We start from the raw sequence: 17569 nt of genomic DNA, 5'->3' as shown, positions 1-17569 counted from the left end.
GATGACGCAGCCCGTCACCGTCACCACCGCCGGGGACCCCCTGCCGGAACTGCCCGGCGGCGCCCCGTACGACGTCACCGTCATCGGAGCGGGCGTGGTCGGCACCGCCATCGCCCGCGCCCTCGCCCACCACCCGGTCCGCACCGCCCTGGTCGAGGCGTCGGACGACATCGGCGACGGCACGTCCAAGGCCAACACCGCGATCCTGCACACCGGCTTCGACGCCGTCCCCGGCTCCCTGGAAGCCCGCCTCGTCCGCGAGGGGCAGCGGAAACTCGCCGCGTACGCCGCCGGGACGGGGATCCCGGTCGAGCGCGTCGGCGCCCTCCTCGTCGCCTGGGACGCCGGACAACTCGCCGCGCTGCCCGCCCTGCTGGCCAAGGCGGAGGCCAACGGCTACCACGCCGCCCGGCTGCTGGACGCCGACGAGGTCGCCGAGCGGGAACCCCACCTCGGCCCGGGGGCACTCGGCGCGCTGGAGGTCCCCGACGAATCCGTCATCTGTCCCTGGACCACACCGCTCGCCTTCGCCACCCAGGCCGTCCGCGCGGGCGTCCATCTGCACCTGGACTGCCGGGTCGGCCGCATCGAGCCCGCACCGGACCACCACACCCTCACGACCGGGCGCGGCCCGCTGCGCACCCGGTACCTGATCAACGCCGCCGGGCTGCACGCCGACGAGATCGACCGGCAGTTCGGCCACGACCACTTCACCGTCACCCCGCGCCGCGGCCAGCTCATCGTGTTCGACAAGCTCGCCCGCGACCTGGTCCGGCACATCCTGCTCCCCGTCCCCACCGCCGCGGGCAAGGGCGTCCTGGTGGCCCCGACCGTCTTCGGCAACGTGCTGCTCGGCCCCACAGCGGAGGAACTCGACGACAAGACCGCCACCGAGTCGACACAGGAGGGAATCGCCCTGCTGCGGGAGAAGGGCCGAAGGATCCTGCCCCGGCTCCTCGACGAGGAGGTGACCGCCGTGTACGCGGGACTGCGGGCGGCCACCGGCCACGAGGACTACCGGATCCAGGCCCACCCCGGCCTGAACTACATCGCGGTCGGCGGAATCCGCTCCACCGGACTGACCGCCTCCATGGCCATCGCCGACCACGTCACCGCGCTCCTCGCCGACACCGGCCTCGCCCTGGGCACCCCCGTCGCGCTGGAGCCCCTCACCATGCCCGGACTCGGTGAGACGGGCGAACGCCCCTGCCTGGACGCCGGACTCATCGCCCGGGACCCCGCGTACGGCACCCTGGTCTGCCACTGCGAGCGCGTCACCGAGGGCGAGATCCGAGACGCCCTCCGCTCCACCCTCCCGCCGCGCTCCGTCGCGGGCCTGGCCCGCAGGACCAGGGCCGGCAACGGACGCTGCCAGGGCTTCTCCTGCGGCGCCGGTCTCCGCGCACGCATCGAGGAGGGGAGCCGGACATGACCCGCCGCGAGCGGAGCGTCGACGTGCTGGTCGTCGGGGCGGGCCCGGCCGGTCTGGGCGCCGCGGCCGCACTCGCCGCTTCCGGGGTGCGCCGGGTCGAGGTCCTGGAACGCGAACAGACCGCGGGCGGCATCCCGCGCCACTGCCACCACAAGGGGTTCGGCAGCCGGCGCACGAGCGGAGGGATAAGCGGCCCCGAGTACGCCCGGCGCAGCGCGGCTGCCGCGACCGGCGCCGGCGCCGTCCTGCGCACCGGCATCACCGTCACCGGCTGGGCGGGTCCACGCATCCTCGACACCACAGGACCGGGCGGACTGGAACGGATCACCGCCAGGACCGTCGTCCTCGCCACCGGAGCCCGGGAACGCCCGCGCAGCGCCCGGCTGGTCCCCGGCACCCGCCCGGCGGGCGTCTACACCACCGGAGAACTCCAGCAGGCCGTCCACCTCCACCACCAGCACATCGGCAGCCGGGCGGTGATCGTCGGCGACGAACCGGTCGCCGACGCGGCCGCCGGCACCCTGCGCGCGGCCGGCGTCGAAGTCGTCGCCCGGGTCACCGACCGGCCCCCGGTCCGGCCCGCCGCCCTGGAACCGCTCCATAGCGCCCCGCTGCTCACCCGCACCGCCGTCACCGCCCTGACCGGCCGTCCCCGGCTCACCGGCGTCGCGGTGCGCCACGAGGACGGCCGCACGACGACCCTGCCGTGCGACACCGTGGTGTTCACGGGCGACTGGATCCCCGAACACGAACTGGCGCGGCGCGCGGGCCTGCCGCTGGACGCCGGTACCCGGGGCCCCGCGCACGACGCCGCGTACCGCACGGGCGAGCCCGGTGTCTTCGCCGTGGGCAATGTGCTGCACGGCGTGGAGAGCGCCGGCACCGCGGCGGCGGAGGGCCGCGCCCTCGCCGTACCCGTACTCCGTCATCTCGCCACCGGCGACTGGCCCGCGGACCGCCCCGCGGTCGCCGTCGCGGCACCGCTGGAGTGGATCACGCCCAACCTCATCGGGCCCGGGGACGACCGGCCGCTGGGCGACCGGTTCATCCTGCGGACCGGCCGGAGCCTCACGGCCCCGCTGCTCGTCGTCCGCCAGGACGGTGTGGAGCTGCACCGCCGGCGCCTGCTGCGGCCCGCCCGGCCGGGCCGCCCCTTCCACCTGCCCGCCGGCTGGCTGGACCGGGCCGATCCGCACGGCGGGACGGTGCACGTCTCACTGGACTGACCGGGACGCGCGGAACGGGCCGCGCCAGGCAGGCCCGGCGTTCAGGGGATCAGCAGCCAGTCCGACCCGATCGCCGCCACCAGACCGACCCCCAGCAGCCAGCTGCCGAGCCGGGTCCGGCCGTTCCTGCTCAGCTCGATCACGATCCCGCACAGGATCAGCGCCAGCCCGTACACCCCGACCACCAGGACGGAGGACCGGCTCGCGATCCGCAGCCCCAGGACGACCGCCATCGCCACCATCCCGACCGAGGAGAGGACGATGCGCAGTCGTCTCGCCTGGCGTGGCGTCAGCCGCCGGTCCTCGGCCGCCGCGGTGTCCTCGGGTTCGGCTATCGGGGCGTCTAGGGCCTGGTCCTGGTCCTGGTCAGAAGTGCTCATGAGGCCGGATCGTAATGGCTCCGCACGCCCCTGTTCACCGCTCTCGGTCAAGGAGAGGGAAAGGAAGGGGAGTTCGGGCTCCGTGCCCTCCGTCCCGGTGCGCCGCGACCCGGTCCCGCTGCACCGCGGTCAGCCGCCGTCGGCCCGCAGCCGCGGCGCCTCGGCGGCCGCGTCGACGACCGGGGCCCCCTCGCCCTCCACCCGCCCGGCCAGCTCCAGCGCCCAGCCGCTCAGCGCGTCGACGTCGATCCCGTGCGCCGCCGGAACCCGAGCGGCCGGAGTGTCCGGCCCGCCGGGAGCCCCGGCGGCCCCACCGGCCCCGGCGAATCCCGCCAGCGCCCCCGCGCCCCGCCGCAGCAGCCGCGCACCGCCCGTCGCGTTGCCCCGGGCGGCATGGGTCAGACCGACGGCCAGCTGCGCCAGCCCCCGCCACAACTCCCGTTCCGCGTCGGGCCCCGACTTCCACGCGTCCTCGAACACCTCATGGGCGTGGAACGGCATTCCGGCGTCCAGCAGCCGCTGCGCCTCCCGCACCGTCTCCCCGGGCGAACGGACCACGCCCTCGGGCTGCCGCTCCACCCCCTGCGTCCCGTACGGCAGGGGGCGTCCCAGCCCGTCCCGGGGGCGCGCGTTGTGCGCCCGGCCCTCGGCGTCCCGGTCCCTGCGAGTCTCGTCCACCCCCCGATTGTGCCTCGTACCTGCGGAGAACTGCCTGAACCCCTGTCGGTGGCCCCCCGCGCACGACTAGGCTCGACTGTCATCGATCCGACTTTGGGGAGAGCAGGCATGAAGCCGTCCCGGCCGCTGTACGAACGCGAACCGGAACTCGCCGCCGCCGCACAGGCCGTTGACGCCCTCTGCGGCGCGCAGGCCGCCGGCGGGCTGCTGGTCTTCAGCGGCGAGGCGGGCATCGGCAAGACCGCGCTGCTGGCCGAGATCCAGGCCATGGCCGCCGACCGCTGCACCGTCTGGTCCGCCCGCGGCGGCGAGACGGTCACCTCGGTGCCGTTCCACGTCGTGCGCCAGCTGCTCCAGCCCGCGCTGGACCAGTTCCCCGCCGACGACGTGAAGGCCCTGTTCGGCGCCTGGTACGAGATCGCGGCACCGGCCCTGGGACTCTCCGAGCCCACCGGCCCGCAGCCCGACCCGCAGGGTGTGCGCGACGGCCTCGACTGGGTCGTCTCCCGGCTCGCCTCCCGGCTGAGCCACCGTCCGCTGCTCCTCGTCATCGACGACGCGCACTGGGCGGACGGCGAATCCCTCGCCTGGCTCGCCTCGTTCACCGCCCGGCTCGGTGAACTGAAGGTCCTGGTCGTCCAGGCGCACCGCCCGGAGGAGCTCGCGGCCCGCGAGGCCCAGCGCACCGCCGCGGGCGGCCATCCGGCGCAGGTCCGTGTCGCCCTGCGCGCACTCACCCCCGACGCCACGTCCGAACTGGTCCGGGCCACCCTCGGCGACCACGCCGACGACCCGTTCTGCCGCGAGGTGTGGGCCGTCACCGGCGGCAACCCCTACGAGGCGGTCGAGCTCGTCGCGAAGGTCCAGGACCGTGAACTGGCCCCGCTGGAGGAGTCCGCCGGACTGCTCCGCGAACTCGGCGCGTCGGCCCGGGGCAGCGGTCTCGTCGCCCGGCTCGAACGGCTCGGCACCAACGCCAACCGGTTCGCCTGGGCCGCCGCCGTCCTCGGTACCGACATCTCCCAGGAACTCGCCGCTACCCTGGCCGGAATGAGCCCCGCCGAGGCGGCGGACTGCACCGCCCGGCTGCGCGAGGCCCGTATCGTCAGCGGCTTCGACCCGCTGGAGTTCGTGCACCCGCTGATCGCCACCGCCGTGTACCGCTCCATTCCGCCCGCCACCCGCACCGCCATGCACGGCAGAGCCGCCTGGGCGATCACCCGGGCCGGCCTCGGACCCGCGGCGGCCTCCCGGCACCTGCTCGAAGTCCACCCGGACGACGACCAGGAACTCGTCGAGCAGCTGCGGGCCGCCGCCAACCAGCACCTCGCGGTCGGCGCCCCCGAAGCCGCCCGCCGCTGCCTGGAGCGGGCGCTCCAGGAACCGCCGCGCCACGACGTACGCGCCACCCTCCTGTACGAGCTGGGCTGCGCCACCCTGCTCAGCTCCCCGCCCACCACCGTGCAGCACCTGCGGGCCGCACTCGACATGCCCGGCCTCGCCGACGAACTGCGGGTCGACGCCACGTTCCGGCTGGCCGCAGCTCTGTCACACAACAACCAGCTGAAGGAAGCGGCCCTGGCACTGGCGGCCGAGGCCGAGCGCACGGCGCCGGGACCGGGCCTGATGCGCCTGCAGGCCGCCCACTTCCTCTGGGAGGGCATGCAGGCCACCGAGGAGGACGGGCCCGGCCGCTCCCGCCGGCTCGCCGCCAACGCCGACCACCTCACCGGCCGGGACAACGCCGAACGGGCGCTCCTCACGCTCCGCGCCTTCGACGCCATGCTGCGCGGCGAGAACTCCCAGCTGATCGTGGACCTGTGCGAACGCGCCCTGGTCAACGGCCACCCCGCCCGCGGCCTGGGCTGGACCGACACCGAATGGGGCTTCGAGCTCCCCACCCTGCTCGGCATCACCTACGCCTTCACCGACCAGCTCGACCGGGCCGAGGAACTCTTCGGCGAGGCCGTGCGCGCCTTCGAGATCTCCGGCTGGAGCGGCGCCCACCTGGCCTTCGCCCACACCCTGCTCGGCCTGGTCCACCGCCGTCGCGGCCGGCTGGCCGAGGCGGAGGGCTTCCTGCGCGAGGGACTGCGCCTCGCCGACCGTGTCGGCAGCGGACTGCCCGTCCACTGGGACGCCGCCTGCCTCCTCATCGACACCCTGCTGGCCCGCGGCCGGGTCACCGAGGCCCGCAAGGTCGCCGACCAGTACGACTTCGGTCTGCCCTATCCCAGTGCCATGGTCCTGCCCGACGCACCGTGCGTCCGCGGCCGCCTGCTGCTGGCCGAAGGCCGTACGAAGGAAGCCGTCACCGAGCTGGAGGCGGCCGGGCACGCCCTCGAACCACGCGGCAGGTTCAACGGCATCTGGGGCCCCTGGGCGGGCGACCTGGCCCGCGCCCTCGCCGACGACGACCCGGGCCGCGCCGCCCAGCTCGCCAACTCCGCCCGGGTGCACGCGGAGCGCTTCGGCACGGATACGGCGATCGGCGAGGCCCTGCGCTGTGTCGCCCTCTTCGCCCGCCCGGAGGAGGCGGCCCACCTGCTCGGTGAGGCCGTCCGCCACCTGGAGGCGTCACCGTCCGGCTACGAGCTGGCCCTCGCCCTCCTCGACTACGGCATCGCCACCCGGTCGCCCCGTGAGCTCGCCCGGGCACAGAAGCTGGCCACGGCCTGCGGCGCCGAGTCCCTGGCGACCCGCGCCCAGCAGGCGCGGGCGTCGATCCGGTCCACGGAGTGAGGTAATGTTTGTCCTGCGCAGCCGCCCGGCACGACCGGGGGACTGGCAGCGGGACGTGGCGCAGCTTGGTAGCGCACTTGACTGGGGGTCAAGGGGTCGCAGGTTCAAATCCTGTCGTCCCGACTGGAGACAGTCGTGGACCGAGGGCCGGTATCGGAGAAATCCGATACCGGCCCTCGGCCGTTGCGTGCACGCGCGCGAGGGCCCCCGGACGCGGATCAGAGGCCGGACAGGCCCGGGACGGCGAGCGCCGCGTCGATCTCCCGCACGAACGGTTCCAGATCGTCCGGGTTCCGTGAGGTGATGAGCTTCCAGCCGCCGGACTCGTCCGTGACGACCGGCTGATCCGTCCAGTCGCCGCCCGCGTTGCGGATGTCGGTCTGCAGCGAGGCGTAGGACGTGAGCCGCTTTCCCGGGATCACGCCGGCCTCCACCAGCACCCAGGGCCCGTGGCAGATCGCGGCGACGGGGCGGCCCGCTGCGGAGAACGCGCGCACGATCCGGCACGCGGAGCTCTGCGTGCGGAGTGTGTCGGCGTTCAGCGTCCCGCCCGGTACGAGCAGAAGGTCGTAACCGTCCGGATCGGCCTCGTCCAGCGTCAGGTCGGGCTCCAGGGTTCTGCCGGGCTCCTTGTCACCGACGAGGGTCTCGACCGAGTCCCTCGTCACGGCCGCGACATCGACCTGGGCGCCCCACCCGCGCAGGTGGTCGAGCGGGACGACGAGCTCGTCCTGCTCGACGCCGTAGTTGGTGACGATGGCCAGCACCTTGCGCTCGGCCGCATCGTGGTCGCTCATCCGCTGACGTCCTTCCTGTCGGCCAGGGGTACGGCCGCGACGCGACGCGGCCGGCGGTTTCGGTGAATCAGCGGCTGACCGCCTTGCGGAGCTGCTCCTTGTTCATCGTGGAGCGGCCCTCGATGTTCTTCTTCCTGGCCTCTTCGTACAGCTGGTCCCGGGTACGCCCCTGCGCGCCCTTGTGCGAGCGCTCCCCGCCTCGCTGGGACGCCGACTTCGGGTCCTGTGTGGATGTCCTGCTCGCCGTCTTCGACTCACCCGAGCGGGCCCGTTCCTTGTTGACGGTACGGGCGGCGATCTCCTTCGCGCGCTTCTCCGGCTCGCCGCGCTTCTCGGCGCTCTCCTTCACGTGTTCGTACTGACGCTCACGCTTGCGACTGGATCCGGCCGGCATGGCGTTCTCCTTCTCGTTCTCGGGTCTCTTCTCCGGGGCACCCGGCCCGCACCGGGGACAGCGACGCGGCCGATGCCCACCACCCGGGTTGCCGCAGTGCCCCGTCCGAAACATGGCACCGCCGCCCCGGGCGCGCACACCGGGCCGCGCGCTCGGGTGACTCCCGCTACCGGCCCGCGTCGTCGCCCCGGCCGCCGGCCTTCTCCGTCTGGGAGAGCGGTCGCGCGATGTCCTCCAGGGAGCGCTGCTCGGCGTCGACCGCGAGGAAGGCGGCGACGATGCCGGCCGCGCACATCAGCGCGGCACCGATGCAGAAGGCGAGTGCCGTGTCGCGGGCGACGCCGGACTCGGTGAGGTCGGCGAAGATGAGCGGGCCGCTGATGCCGCCGACCGCCGTGCCGACCGCGTAGAAGAAGGCGATGGCCATGGCCCTGGTCTCCATGGGAAAGATCTCGGAGACGGTCAGATAGGCACTGCTCGCCCCGGCGGATGCGAAGAACAGCACCACGCACCAGCAGGCGGTCAGGCTGTTGGCGTCGAGGGAGCCCCGGTCGAAGAGCCAGGCCGTGACGAACAGCAGGATGCCCGGAACGATGTACGTGGCCGCGATCATGATGCGCCGCCCGATCGTGTCGAACAGTTTGCCGAGTACGAGTGGTCCGACGAAGTTGCCGGCCGCGATCACCGCGAAGTAGTAGCCGGTCCGACCGCTCTCGACGTCGAAGAACTTGGTGAGGATCGCGCCGAAGCCGAACGTGATCGCGTTGTAGAGGAACGCCTGCCCGATGAAGAGGGACAGCCCGAGCACCGCACGTTTGGGATAGCTGCGGAACACGGTCTTCGCGATGAGCCCGAAGCCGATGCTCTTGCGCTCGTGGACCGTGATCTCACCGGCCGGCGGCGGCAGCTTCTCGTGACTCTCGTCCTCGATCTCCCGCTCGACGGAGGAGACGAGTTCGTCGGCGTCCTCGCGGTGGCCGTGGATGAGCTGCCACCGCGGACTCTCCGGTACGTGCCGCCGGACGAGCAGGATCACGAGGCCCAGGACGACACCCAGGGCGAAGGTGAGCCGCCAGCCCAGGTCCTTGGGGAAGTAGTCCGTGTTCAGCATGACGATCGACAGCAGCGCCCCGCCGATGGCGCCCAGCCAGTAGCTGCCGTTGATGATGAGGTCGACCCGGCCCCGGTACTTCGAGGGGATCAGTTCGTCGATCGCCGAGTTGATGGCCGCGTACTCCCCGCCGATGCCGAAACCGGTGAGGAAGCGGAAGAGGAAGAACCACCACGCGCTGAAGGACAGTGCGGTCATCGCCGTCGCCGCCAGGTAGACCGCGAGGGTCACCATGAACAGCTTCTTGCGGCCGAACCGGTCGGTGAGCCATCCGAAGAAGAGCGCACCCGCGCAGGCCCCCGCCACGTAGAGGGCCGCGGCCAGTCCGGTGACCTGGGCGGACGTGATGTCCAGCCCCGATCCCTCCTCCGAAAGCCGGCCCGCGATGTTGCCGACCGTCGTCACTTCCAGCCCGTCGAGGATCCACACCGTCCCGAGGCCGATGACGATCATCCAGTGCCAGCGTGACCACGGCAGACGGTCCAGTCGCGCCGGTAGGGCCGTCGTGACGACACCGGTTCCGGAGTCGCCCGGCGCTGCGGGGATTGTCACAGCGGTTGTCTCCTCGTCCGTGCGGAGCGGGCACTGCGTGGACGCAGTGCCTTCAATATCGGCCAGGTGCCCGCTCCTCGCCGCCGCACACGCGGGCCGGGCGCCACATCGGGTGAGGAGTCCCGGTGCGCCTCGCAGCGTGCGCGCGGCCACGCCGGCTCCCTGGCGCGGGAGCCGGCGTGGCCGGGGGAGGGAGCCGGCAGGTCAGTCGAAGGTGGCCGTCACCGTCCTGTCCGCGTCGACCGTGATCTCCAGCGAGGGACCGGTGGAGATCACCTCGCCGTCCACCGTCCAGCTCAGGAATCGGTGGCCGGGGAGCGGCTTCGCCTCGGCGGTGACCGTGGAGCCCCGTTCGTAGCGGCCCGGCTCCGTCTCGTTGCCGACGAGGGTCACGGTGCCGTGTCCCGCCGGTGCGGCCTCGGCGGTCAGGCCGTTCTGGAGCATGTTGATCGCCATGATGTTGTACGCACGCGCCGGGCCGGTGACCGAGGCGCCGTTGTAGCGCAGGAGGTTGACCACCGTGACGTCTCCGCCGTCCGCCTCGACCGTGAAGCCGTCGGTGCCGAGGTTGTCGGTGCCCAGGTTGTACGCGGTCACCTCACCGGAGCGGACGACCAGACCGTGGTGGAAGCCGTAGGCGAAGGCGTTGAGCACCGTCAGCCGGGTGGCGCCGTCGACCGTCACGATCTGCGACTGCTTGCGCATCGGGTCGTCGATCACATCGGGGAAGATGTTCGACTCCAGGACCCAGTCCGGCAGGGCGTAGGCGACCCGCGCGACCGCGTTCCCGTTGTTGAGTACCCCCTCGATCCGGCCGCCGTCGCTGCGGCCGACCGTGATGGCCCGGTTGAAGACGGCGCCGGCCAGCTTGCGGACGGTGAATCCGTCGTTGCGGTGCGCGGCCATGTCGATGCCGTTCCAGGCGTTGGGCAGGCCGAGGTCGAGGGCGTAGGTGCCCGGACCGTTGCCGCGCACGGCGAACGGATAGGGGACCGGGCCGTCCGCCGCCGCCGGGTTGTTCTCGGGGTACAGGACCCGCAGGCCGCGGACGCCCGCCCGCTTGCCGTTCAGCGTGATCAGCGCCGTCGCCGTGTCGGGACTGCCGGTGTCCCGGCCCTCGTACGCCATCAGGACGGTGCCGCCGCTCGCACCGACCAGATCGCGGTTCGGTACGGGCGACGCGCCGCGCAGCTCCACCCCGGCGGGCACCCGGAGGTGGCCGTCGACGCGGTACCAGCCGGCCGGGAGGTAGACGGTCCCGCCGCCCTCGCGGCCCGCCCGGTCCAGGGTCTGCTGGACGGCGGCCGTGGCGTCCCGCCGCGGCATGATGCCGGTCTCGCGCGGAGCCCGGTCCGCGACGTACAGCGCGGCCCGCGCGGGCCGGGGCAGCGGCTTCTGGTCGTAGCGCGGGACCGTGCCGGACATGCGGTGGACGATGCCCGAGACGGCTCCGGACACCTTGGTGTCGGTGAGCTTCACATACGCCTCGGAGCCGTTCCGGACGGCCGCCTCGCTGCCCTCCAGGACGCTGGAGGCGAAGGACATGCCCCAGCGCGAGTCGAAGCTGTCCGCCAGCAGCGCGACATCCGTGCGGCGGATCTCGCTCTGCACGAAGCTGCCGGTGAACGAGGCCCGCTGACCGGCCACGATGTGGATCCCGGTGCGGTAGTCGGCGGCCTTGATCCGGTAGAACTGGTCCCACTCCAGGTCACCGAGGACGAATCCGGTGCCGTGCGCGCGGGTCCAGGTGTCCAGCGCGGCCCGCTTCGGCGGGTGGTAGGCCGCCGGGGCGTCCGCCCAGTAACCGTTGTCCAGGGTGATGTTCTCCCAGGTGCCCACGTCCGCGCCGTTGAAGGCACGGAAGCCCTCGGACAGTACGGTCCCCTTGATGTTGCGGAGCGTCGCCGACTCGTGGACCTGGCCCGAGGAGGGCGCCACGCCCTGGTCGTTGGGCATGGTGCTGATCCCCACGCCCTTGTACGAGTTGAGCATCGTGACGTCGGAGACGGTGGCCATCATGTAGTTCTCGTTGCCGATCCACGCACCGCCGGGGATCTGGAACGTCGAGTTGTACGCGACCGGCGAGGCCGCACTCTGGCGCGGGTAGTAGGTGGTGACGCCCATGACGCCCGCGCTGCCGCCGATCCGGAACAGGACCGGTCCGTCCGCACCCGCGGGCAGGTCGGCTGAGATCACCGTGCCGTACCCGCCGCTGCCGCGGTCGGGATCGCGCCGGTCACCGCGCACGGTGCAGAAGGAGTGCACCTCGACGGTGTCGGTCACCCGGTACGTCCCCGAGGGGAGCCAGACCGTGCCGCCGCCCGCGTCGTAGCAGTCGTAGACGGCCTGCTGGATCGCGTGGGTGGAGTCCTTGCGGCCGCTCGGGTCGGCGCCGTAGTCGCGGGCGTCGAAGTCCGCGACGACCGGGGACTCCACCGGGAAGTCCGTCCTCACCGCATGCGGCCTCGGCCGTACGGTGCGCTCCTTGCGCACCTCCAGTTCGCCGATCGTGATGTTCCTGGCGCCCGGGGCGTACCCCTTGACCGCGATCCGCACATAGCGTGCGGCCGTGGTCGCGAAGCGGGTGCGGATCGTCTTCGTGGCGATGGCGCCGTTGCGGCCCACCGTGGTGAAGTCCCGGCCGTCGCGGGACACCTGCACCGTGTAGTCCTGGGCGAAGGTCGAACCCCACTGGATCCGGACGTCGTTGACGGACTTCACCGAGCCCAGGTCCGTCGTGATCCACTCGCCGGTGCCGCCGTCGCCGCTGGTCCACGCCGTCGAGGCGTCCCCGTCGACCGCGGCCGCGGGCGTGCCGCTGCTCGCGGTGGCCTTCGTGCCGCGGGCCAGGTTGGTGTTCACCGCGGACTTCCGGAAGTCCCGGAGCGAGGTGTCGAGCGCGTCCAGGGCGGCCTTCAGCTCCGCCTCCGTCGTGCCGCCGGTGTCGACGGCCTTCTGCGCGGCGGCGATCGAGTCCAGCAGCGCGGCCTTCGCGCCCGGCGGGTACTGCCCGTCTCGCCCGCCCTCGCGCGCCGCCGTCCAGGCCCGCCGCGCGTCGGCGACGAGGAGTTGCAGGCCCTCGGCCGGCTTCAGTTCGGCCGGCACGACGGTGATCCGTACCGCGGCGACCTTCAGTTCGGCGGCCCCGCCGTCCGTCGTGATGCGGAAGTCCGAGCCGTTGGAGCGGTTGGTCATGATCGCGTCGTCGAGGGCGAAGGTGTGGGTCTTCCACGTCTTCGTGTCCCCGTAGGCGAAGAGTTCCGACGGCTTGAACATGTCGCTCGTGGCGCTGCCCGGCGAGTCGTAGTGCAGGCCGAACGTGCCGTTGCCCGCGTCGAAGTAGTCGACGCTGACGAGCACCTTGTCCCGGGTGTCGTAGAGGAAGGTGTCGGAGACGTTCATGTAGAAGAAGTTCAGCCCCGGCGCCGGGGCGCTCCGGTCGGTGCCCCAGTAGCCCCGGCCGGCCTCCACCCCGGTGACGAGACCGCTGCCGGCGTCACCCGCACGCGGGGTGATCCCCGAGGGCTGCGGTGCCTCCCCGAGGGTCACGGAGGCGCCCGAGGTGCCGACGCGCACGGCGGCGACCGTGATGTCGGCCGGCGCGGTGCCGTCGCCGCCCTCCGCTCCGTCCGTTCCGGACAGGCGCAGCACGGCGGCATCGGCCGTGGCCACGTCGAAGCTGCCGGTCCTCCAGGTGTCGCTGCCGGTGAGCCGCAGCGGGGTGGCGCCGCCGAGCACGAGGGTGCCGGCGCCCGTGTCCCGGTAGGTGACGCTGACGGTCACTCCGTCGGCGTCGACGCCCTTCAGATAGTCCGCGTCGAGGGCGAGGTCCAGATGGCCGGTGCCCTTCGCCACGTCCGTCCGCCAGTACGTACGGCCGTCGAGTTCGCCGGTGCGGAGCCCGGCGGGGTCGTCGCCGGCGCTCGGCCGGATACCGAGGGTCTTCGGGGTGGGGCCGAGATCGGCCCCGACTCCGTGCGGGTACATCCCGGGCGTCGCGGCGAACGCGGCGGGGGCGGGGGCGAGGAGTGCGGTTAACAGGAGCAGGACGAGAGCGGCGAGCCGCCCGCGTCTGCGGCCGGCGGGGTCTCTGCGGGGCATGAGGGCCTCTACTGGGGTCGGTGGGGCGGGTGGAATCCGAGCAGCTCGAAGCAGGCCCGGGTGTCGAACAGGGAGGTACGGCCGGAGAGTTCGGCGAAGGCCGGCACTCCCGGGTGGAAGCGCTCCATGAGCTCGGCGGTGGGCAGCGGGGAGGAGGTGTCGGGGGCGGCGACGTTGACGATGTGGCAGCCGGTCAGCTCCCGCTCCAGGGCCAGGCGCACGGCGGTCGCCGCGTCCCGGGTGTCCAGCCAGCCCCAGAGGTCCATCCGGTGGCCGCCGGGGTCCTCGCGCACCGCGGCCAGCTGCTTGGCCAGCCGGTCGCCGGTGCCGGTGAACGGGAACCGCATGCAGACGATGCCGGTGCCCCAGCGGCGGTGGGCCGCGCGTGCGGCCTCCTCGAGGGCCAGCTTGGACAGCCCGTACGGGTCCTGGACGAGGGTCGGATGCTCCTCGTCGAGCGGCACGTACCGGGGGGACTGGGGGACGGGCGACCAGGCGAGGCCGACCGCCGCCGCGCTGGACGCGGCGACGACCCGGCCGACCCCGGTGCGGCCCGCCTCGTCCAGCACCCGGTGCGCGGTGAGGCAGTTGGTGGCGTAGAGGGCGCTGGGGTCGGGACCGTTGGGGTGGGGGATCGCCCCGAGGTGGACGACGGCCGCCACGCCGTCCATGGCCTTGCGGACCAGCTCCGGGTCGCGGAGGTCGCCGGTGTGCACCCCGTCCAGGCGCGGATCGTCCACCGGCGTCAGATCCGTTGCGACGACCTGGTGCCCGTGTGCCAGCAGGTCGTCGAGGACATGGCCGCCGATGTGTCCGGCGGCCCCGGTGACGAGGACGCGCATCAGCCCTTCACCGCCCCGACCAGGCCGTTGACGAAGTAGCGCTGGAGGCTGAGGAAGAGCACGATCACCGGGATGACCACGATCAGCGATCCCGCCATCAGGTTGTTGTAGTGCGGGACGTTCTCCGCGGACAGCGTCTGCAGGCCGAGCGGGAGGGTGTACGTCGAGGGGTCGTTCAGCGAGACCCGGGTGAGGAGGTACTCGTTCCAGGTCGGGATGGCCGTCAGCAGCGCAACGGTGATCAGCGCGGGCCGGGCGAGCGGCACGTAGATGCCGGTGAAGATGCGCAGTTCGCTCGCACCGTCGACCCGGGCCGAGTCCCGCAGCTCGGCAGGGACCGCCATGAACGCGCCGGTCATCAGCAGGATGGACAGCGGCGCGCCGCCGTTGACGAACGGCAGGACCAGACCCCAGTGACTGCCCAGGATGCCGAGCTTGTTCTCCAGCAGCACGATCGGCAGCATCACGGTCACCCCCGGCACGAACAGCAGGGAGACGAAGAGCTTCTGGAGCAGCCCCCGGCCCGGGAAGCGGAGCACGGCGAAGGCGTAGCCGGCCGCCGCGTACACGACCAGGGTCAGCACCACCGTGTACAGCGTCACCAGCAGGCTGTTCACGAAGAAGTCGAAGAAGTGCAGCGTGTTCCAGGTGTCGACGAGCGTCTGGAACGTGGGGTTCTCCGGGATCAGATGACCGCCGCGCACGACCTCGACCTGGTCCTTGAAGGCCGCCGACACCATCCACAGGAACGGGTAGACGCTGACCAGCCCGTAGATCAGCAGCAGCGCGCCGACGACCAGACGCGCGGCGGTCCTGCCCGCCGCCTTCCTGCGGGGTGTTCCGGCCGTGCCGCCGCCGAGGGAAATCGTTGTCATGTCTTGCTCCGCAGCGCTCGCAGGTTGATCAGGGCCAGGACGAGGGCCAGGGCGAAGAGGATCCAGCCCAGTGCGCTGGCCAGGCCCAGGGTGGGCGACAGGTTCTTGAGGAAGGCCAGCCGGTAGGCCTCGAGACCCATCACGTTGGTGTGGTCACCGGGACCGCCGTTGGTCATCACCAGGAAGGTCTGGAACCCCTGCAACGACTCACGGAGGTTGAGCAGCACCACGATGGCGGTGATCGGGCGTACGAGCGGCCAGATCACCGACGCGTTGGTGCGCCACCAGCCCGCGCCGTCCAGCTGCGCGGCCTCCAGCACGCTGCGGTCGATGCCCTGCAGTCCCGTCAGGTACAGCAGCATCGCCACCGGGACGTGCCCCCACACCGTCACCATGATCATGGTGGGCATCGCGGTGGTGGGATTGCCCAGCCAGCCCTGCGGCTGCTGGAGCGAGCCGAGCCCCAGGGAGTCCAGCAGGGAGTTGATGGCGCCGTCCGGCTGGAGGATGTACTGCCAGGCGAAGAAGACCGCGATGCCGCTGGTGACGTACGGCAGGAAGTACACCGAACGCAGCACGGTCTGCAGCCGTTTGACCTGGTTGAGCAGGACGGCCAGCGGGAACGACACCAGGACCGTCAGGGCAGGGGCGGCGAGCATCACGTACAGGGTGTTGAGGGCCGCGTGGCGCAGCCGCGGGGCGTAGACCGGGTCGCGCCACAGCAGGTCGGCGTAGTTGTCCAGGCCGACCCAGGTCCAGTTCGGGGTGAAGCCGTTCCAGGTGGCGAAGGAGAGCAGGAAGCCGTAGCCGACGGTGTACAGGCCCAGGACGCAGAACAGGATCACGGCGGGTGCGACGAACAGGTAGCCGCTGACCGCCTCGGCGCCGATCCGGCGACGCCTCGTGCGGAGCGGTGCCGGTGCCCCGGCCGGGAGCGGGCTCCTGCTCCCGCCCCCGGCCGTTCCCGATTCCGCCGGCCGGGAAGCGAGCGTCACTGGCCGGCCGCTTTCCAGTACGCCGCGTTCAGTTCACTGAGCTTCTTCGCGGTCTCCGGAACGGTGAACTGTTTCAGCGGGGTCAGGTCGGCGAGGATGGTGCCCGCGTCGTCCTGCTCGTAGCCGGGCGCGCGGAACTCGTTGCCCCGGGCGGGGTCGTAGGTGTTCTGCGGGGTGCCCTTGGTGCTTTCGACCAGCGCGGTGAGCGTGGGGCCCAGCACCTTGGCGGAGTCGGCGCCCAGCTCGGTGGCGGGAATGTCGGACGCGTCCTTGGCGAAGTCCGCCGCGACCTTCGGCTCGGAGAGGAACTGCATCCACTTCTTGGCGTTGTCCGGCTGCTTGCTGGTCGCGGTGACGCTGAGCCCGGTGAGGGCGAGGGCGCCCAGGGCCCGGTCGGGCACGGCTCCGTTCTCGGGAGCGGGCAGCCCGAACGCGAGGACGTCCTCGGGCTTCATGCCGTTCTCCTTGAGGAAGGCGAGCGTGAAGGTACCGCCGATGTTGAAGGTGGACTTCCCCTGGGCGAACGCCTGGTCGGCCTGGTCGATGGTCAGGCTCTGGCTGCCGGCCATCCAGTACGGCGTGAGCTCGTTGTACATCGACAGGACCTTGAGGCCGTTCGGGGAGCTGAAGTCGGCGCTCTTGTCCTTGCCGAACAGCTTCTCGTACCCCTGCTGGCCGAGCTGGGCGAAGGCGAGCGGCTGAAGCACCCAAGTGAGTCCGGTGGACTGCACCTTGAGGCCGAGCGAGAGCCCTCCGGACGCGCTGTCCTTGGCCTTGGTCGCCTTGAGTGCGGCGAGGAACTCCTCCCAGGTGGCCGGGGCCTTCGTGATTCCGGCGGCGGCGAGCTTCTTCTTGTTGGCGTAGACCGTGCCGAAGGTGCCGACGGTGAGGGGCACGCTGTAGCGGGCGCCCTTCACGATGCCGTGGTCCTTGGCGGTCTTGGGCTCGGCGTCCTTGAACCGGGCCTCGGTGATGAGCCCCGACTCCTTGACGGCCGGCTGGATGCGGTCGGCCCAGGCGCCCTTGAAGTCGCCGGCGAAGTCGGAGACGATCCCGGCCGCGCCGAAGACCCGCTCCTCACCGTCGGAGTGGATCTCCAGTACGTCGGGCAGGTTGCCGGTCTTCGCCGAACTCTGGATCTTCGTGGCGTACGCGTCGTCCGGCGTGTATGCCTGGATCTTCACGTCGATGCCGGTCTTCTTCTTGAACTCCGCCGCAGCGTGCCGGAGTCCGGTGACGTGCGACTGTTTGAACGTCCACATGGTGAGGGACTTGGAGTCGCCGGAGCCGGAGGAGCCGCCACAGGCGGCAAGGGAGCCGGCCGAGAGCACGGTCGCTGTGGCAAGGGCCACGAAACGGATATTTCTGGAGAATGGAGTACGCATGAGCCCTACCTAGGGGTTCGACCGTTCAGATAGCCGAATGGCGTTGGAGTGACCGAACT

The 17569-nt window shown here is 72.0% G+C and carries 13 protein-coding genes and 1 tRNA gene; 4 read left to right on the top strand and 10 right to left on the bottom strand.

Annotated elements, in window-relative coordinates:
* Position 1 precedes the first annotated feature (1 nt).
* Positions 2-1432 (top strand): NAD(P)/FAD-dependent oxidoreductase, encoded by a 1431-nt coding sequence (locus OG521_04790; protein WUW20141.1) that lies wholly within the window; start codon positions 2-4, stop codon positions 1430-1432.
* Positions 1429-2658 (top strand): NAD(P)/FAD-dependent oxidoreductase, encoded by a 1230-nt coding sequence (locus tag OG521_04785; protein ID WUW20140.1) that lies wholly within the window; start codon positions 1429-1431, stop codon positions 2656-2658. The genes OG521_04790 and OG521_04785 overlap by 4 nt, the downstream gene beginning before the upstream one ends.
* 41 nt (positions 2659-2699) lie before the next feature.
* Here the strand turns inward: OG521_04785 and OG521_04780 are convergent, their stop codons facing one another.
* Together OG521_04780 and OG521_04775 are read right to left on the bottom strand one after the other, a co-directional pair.
* Positions 2700-3038: a hypothetical protein gene (locus OG521_04780; GenBank protein WUW20139.1), complete on the bottom strand. Its 339-nt coding sequence runs from the start codon at positions 3036-3038 to the stop codon at positions 2700-2702.
* Between the two features lie 129 nt (positions 3039-3167).
* Positions 3168-3716 (bottom strand): DUF309 domain-containing protein, encoded by a 549-nt coding sequence (locus OG521_04775; GenBank protein WUW20138.1) that lies wholly within the window; start codon positions 3714-3716, stop codon positions 3168-3170.
* 108 nt (positions 3717-3824) lie between these two features.
* Between OG521_04775 and OG521_04770 the strand changes: the two genes are divergently transcribed.
* Both OG521_04770 and OG521_04765 read left to right on the top strand, forming a co-directional pair.
* On the top strand, positions 3825-6458 hold the full coding sequence (locus OG521_04770; GenBank protein ID WUW20137.1) for an AAA family ATPase: 2634 nt from the start codon (positions 3825-3827) through the stop codon (positions 6456-6458).
* Positions 6459-6507: 49 nt separating this feature from the next.
* A tRNA-Pro gene (locus OG521_04765) sits at positions 6508-6581 on the top strand.
* Positions 6582-6676: 95 nt separating this feature from the next.
* Here OG521_04765 and OG521_04760 read toward each other — a convergent pair.
* The 8 genes from OG521_04760 to OG521_04725 form a co-directional block, all read right to left on the bottom strand.
* Positions 6677-7255 carry a type 1 glutamine amidotransferase gene (locus OG521_04760; protein ID WUW20136.1) on the bottom strand — a complete coding sequence of 193 codons (579 nt, stop codon included), beginning with the start codon at positions 7253-7255 and terminating at the stop codon, positions 6677-6679.
* A gap of 67 nt (positions 7256-7322) precedes the next feature.
* Positions 7323-7649: a plasmid stabilization protein gene (locus tag OG521_04755; GenBank protein ID WUW20135.1), complete on the bottom strand. Its 327-nt coding sequence runs from the start codon at positions 7647-7649 to the stop codon at positions 7323-7325.
* Positions 7650-7815: 166 nt separating this feature from the next.
* On the bottom strand, positions 7816-9312 hold the full coding sequence (locus OG521_04750; protein WUW20134.1) for an MFS transporter: 1497 nt from the start codon (positions 9310-9312) through the stop codon (positions 7816-7818).
* A 204-nt stretch (positions 9313-9516) separates the two neighbouring features.
* Entirely contained in the window at positions 9517-13299 is a 3783-nt protein-coding gene (locus OG521_04745) for a discoidin domain-containing protein (GenBank protein WUW20133.1), read from the bottom strand.
* 122 nt (positions 13300-13421) lie between these two features.
* The gene (locus OG521_04740) at positions 13422-14255 is read right to left on the bottom strand and encodes an NAD(P)-dependent oxidoreductase (protein ID WUW20132.1); all 834 of its coding nucleotides are present in this window, start codon (positions 14253-14255) and stop codon (positions 13422-13424) included.
* Entirely contained in the window at positions 14255-15130 is an 876-nt protein-coding gene (locus tag OG521_04735; GenBank protein ID WUW20131.1) for a carbohydrate ABC transporter permease, read from the bottom strand. Before OG521_04735 ends, OG521_04740 begins: the two co-directional genes overlap by 1 nt.
* Entirely contained in the window at positions 15127-16125 is a 999-nt protein-coding gene (locus tag OG521_04730) for a sugar ABC transporter permease (protein ID WUW20130.1), read from the bottom strand. Before OG521_04730 ends, OG521_04735 begins: the two co-directional genes overlap by 4 nt.
* Complete coding sequence (locus OG521_04725) at positions 16122-17477, bottom strand: extracellular solute-binding protein (GenBank protein WUW20129.1); 1356 nt, start codon at positions 17475-17477, stop codon at positions 16122-16124. Before OG521_04725 ends, OG521_04730 begins: the two co-directional genes overlap by 4 nt.
* Positions 17478-17569 lie beyond the last annotated feature (92 nt).

Source organism: Streptomyces sp. NBC_01463 (genome assembly GCA_036227345.1).
Lineage (GTDB): Bacteria > Actinomycetota > Actinomycetes > Streptomycetales > Streptomycetaceae > Streptomyces.
This window is presented reverse-complemented; position numbering and strand designations above follow the sequence as displayed.

Coding starts and splice junctions, on each gene's coding strand:
- OG521_04790 (WUW20141.1), top strand. CDS start 2: ATGACGCAGCCCGTCACCGTCACCACCGCCGGGGACCCCCTGCCGGAA.
- OG521_04785 (WUW20140.1), top strand. CDS start 1,429: ATGACCCGCCGCGAGCGGAGCGTCGACGTGCTGGTCGTCGGGGCGGGC.
- OG521_04780 (WUW20139.1), bottom strand. CDS start 3,038: ATGAGCACTTCTGACCAGGACCAGGACCAGGCCCTAGACGCCCCGATA.
- OG521_04770 (WUW20137.1), top strand. CDS start 3,825: ATGAAGCCGTCCCGGCCGCTGTACGAACGCGAACCGGAACTCGCCGCC.
- OG521_04760 (WUW20136.1), bottom strand. CDS start 7,255: ATGAGCGACCACGATGCGGCCGAGCGCAAGGTGCTGGCCATCGTCACC.
- OG521_04755 (WUW20135.1), bottom strand. CDS start 7,649: ATGCCGGCCGGATCCAGTCGCAAGCGTGAGCGTCAGTACGAACACGTG.
- OG521_04745 (WUW20133.1), bottom strand. CDS start 13,299: ATGTACCCGCACGGAGTCGGGGCCGATCTCGGCCCCACCCCGAAGACC.
- OG521_04740 (WUW20132.1), bottom strand. CDS start 14,255: ATGCGCGTCCTCGTCACCGGGGCCGCCGGACACATCGGCGGCCATGTC.
- OG521_04735 (WUW20131.1), bottom strand. CDS start 15,130: ATGACAACGATTTCCCTCGGCGGCGGCACGGCCGGAACACCCCGCAGG.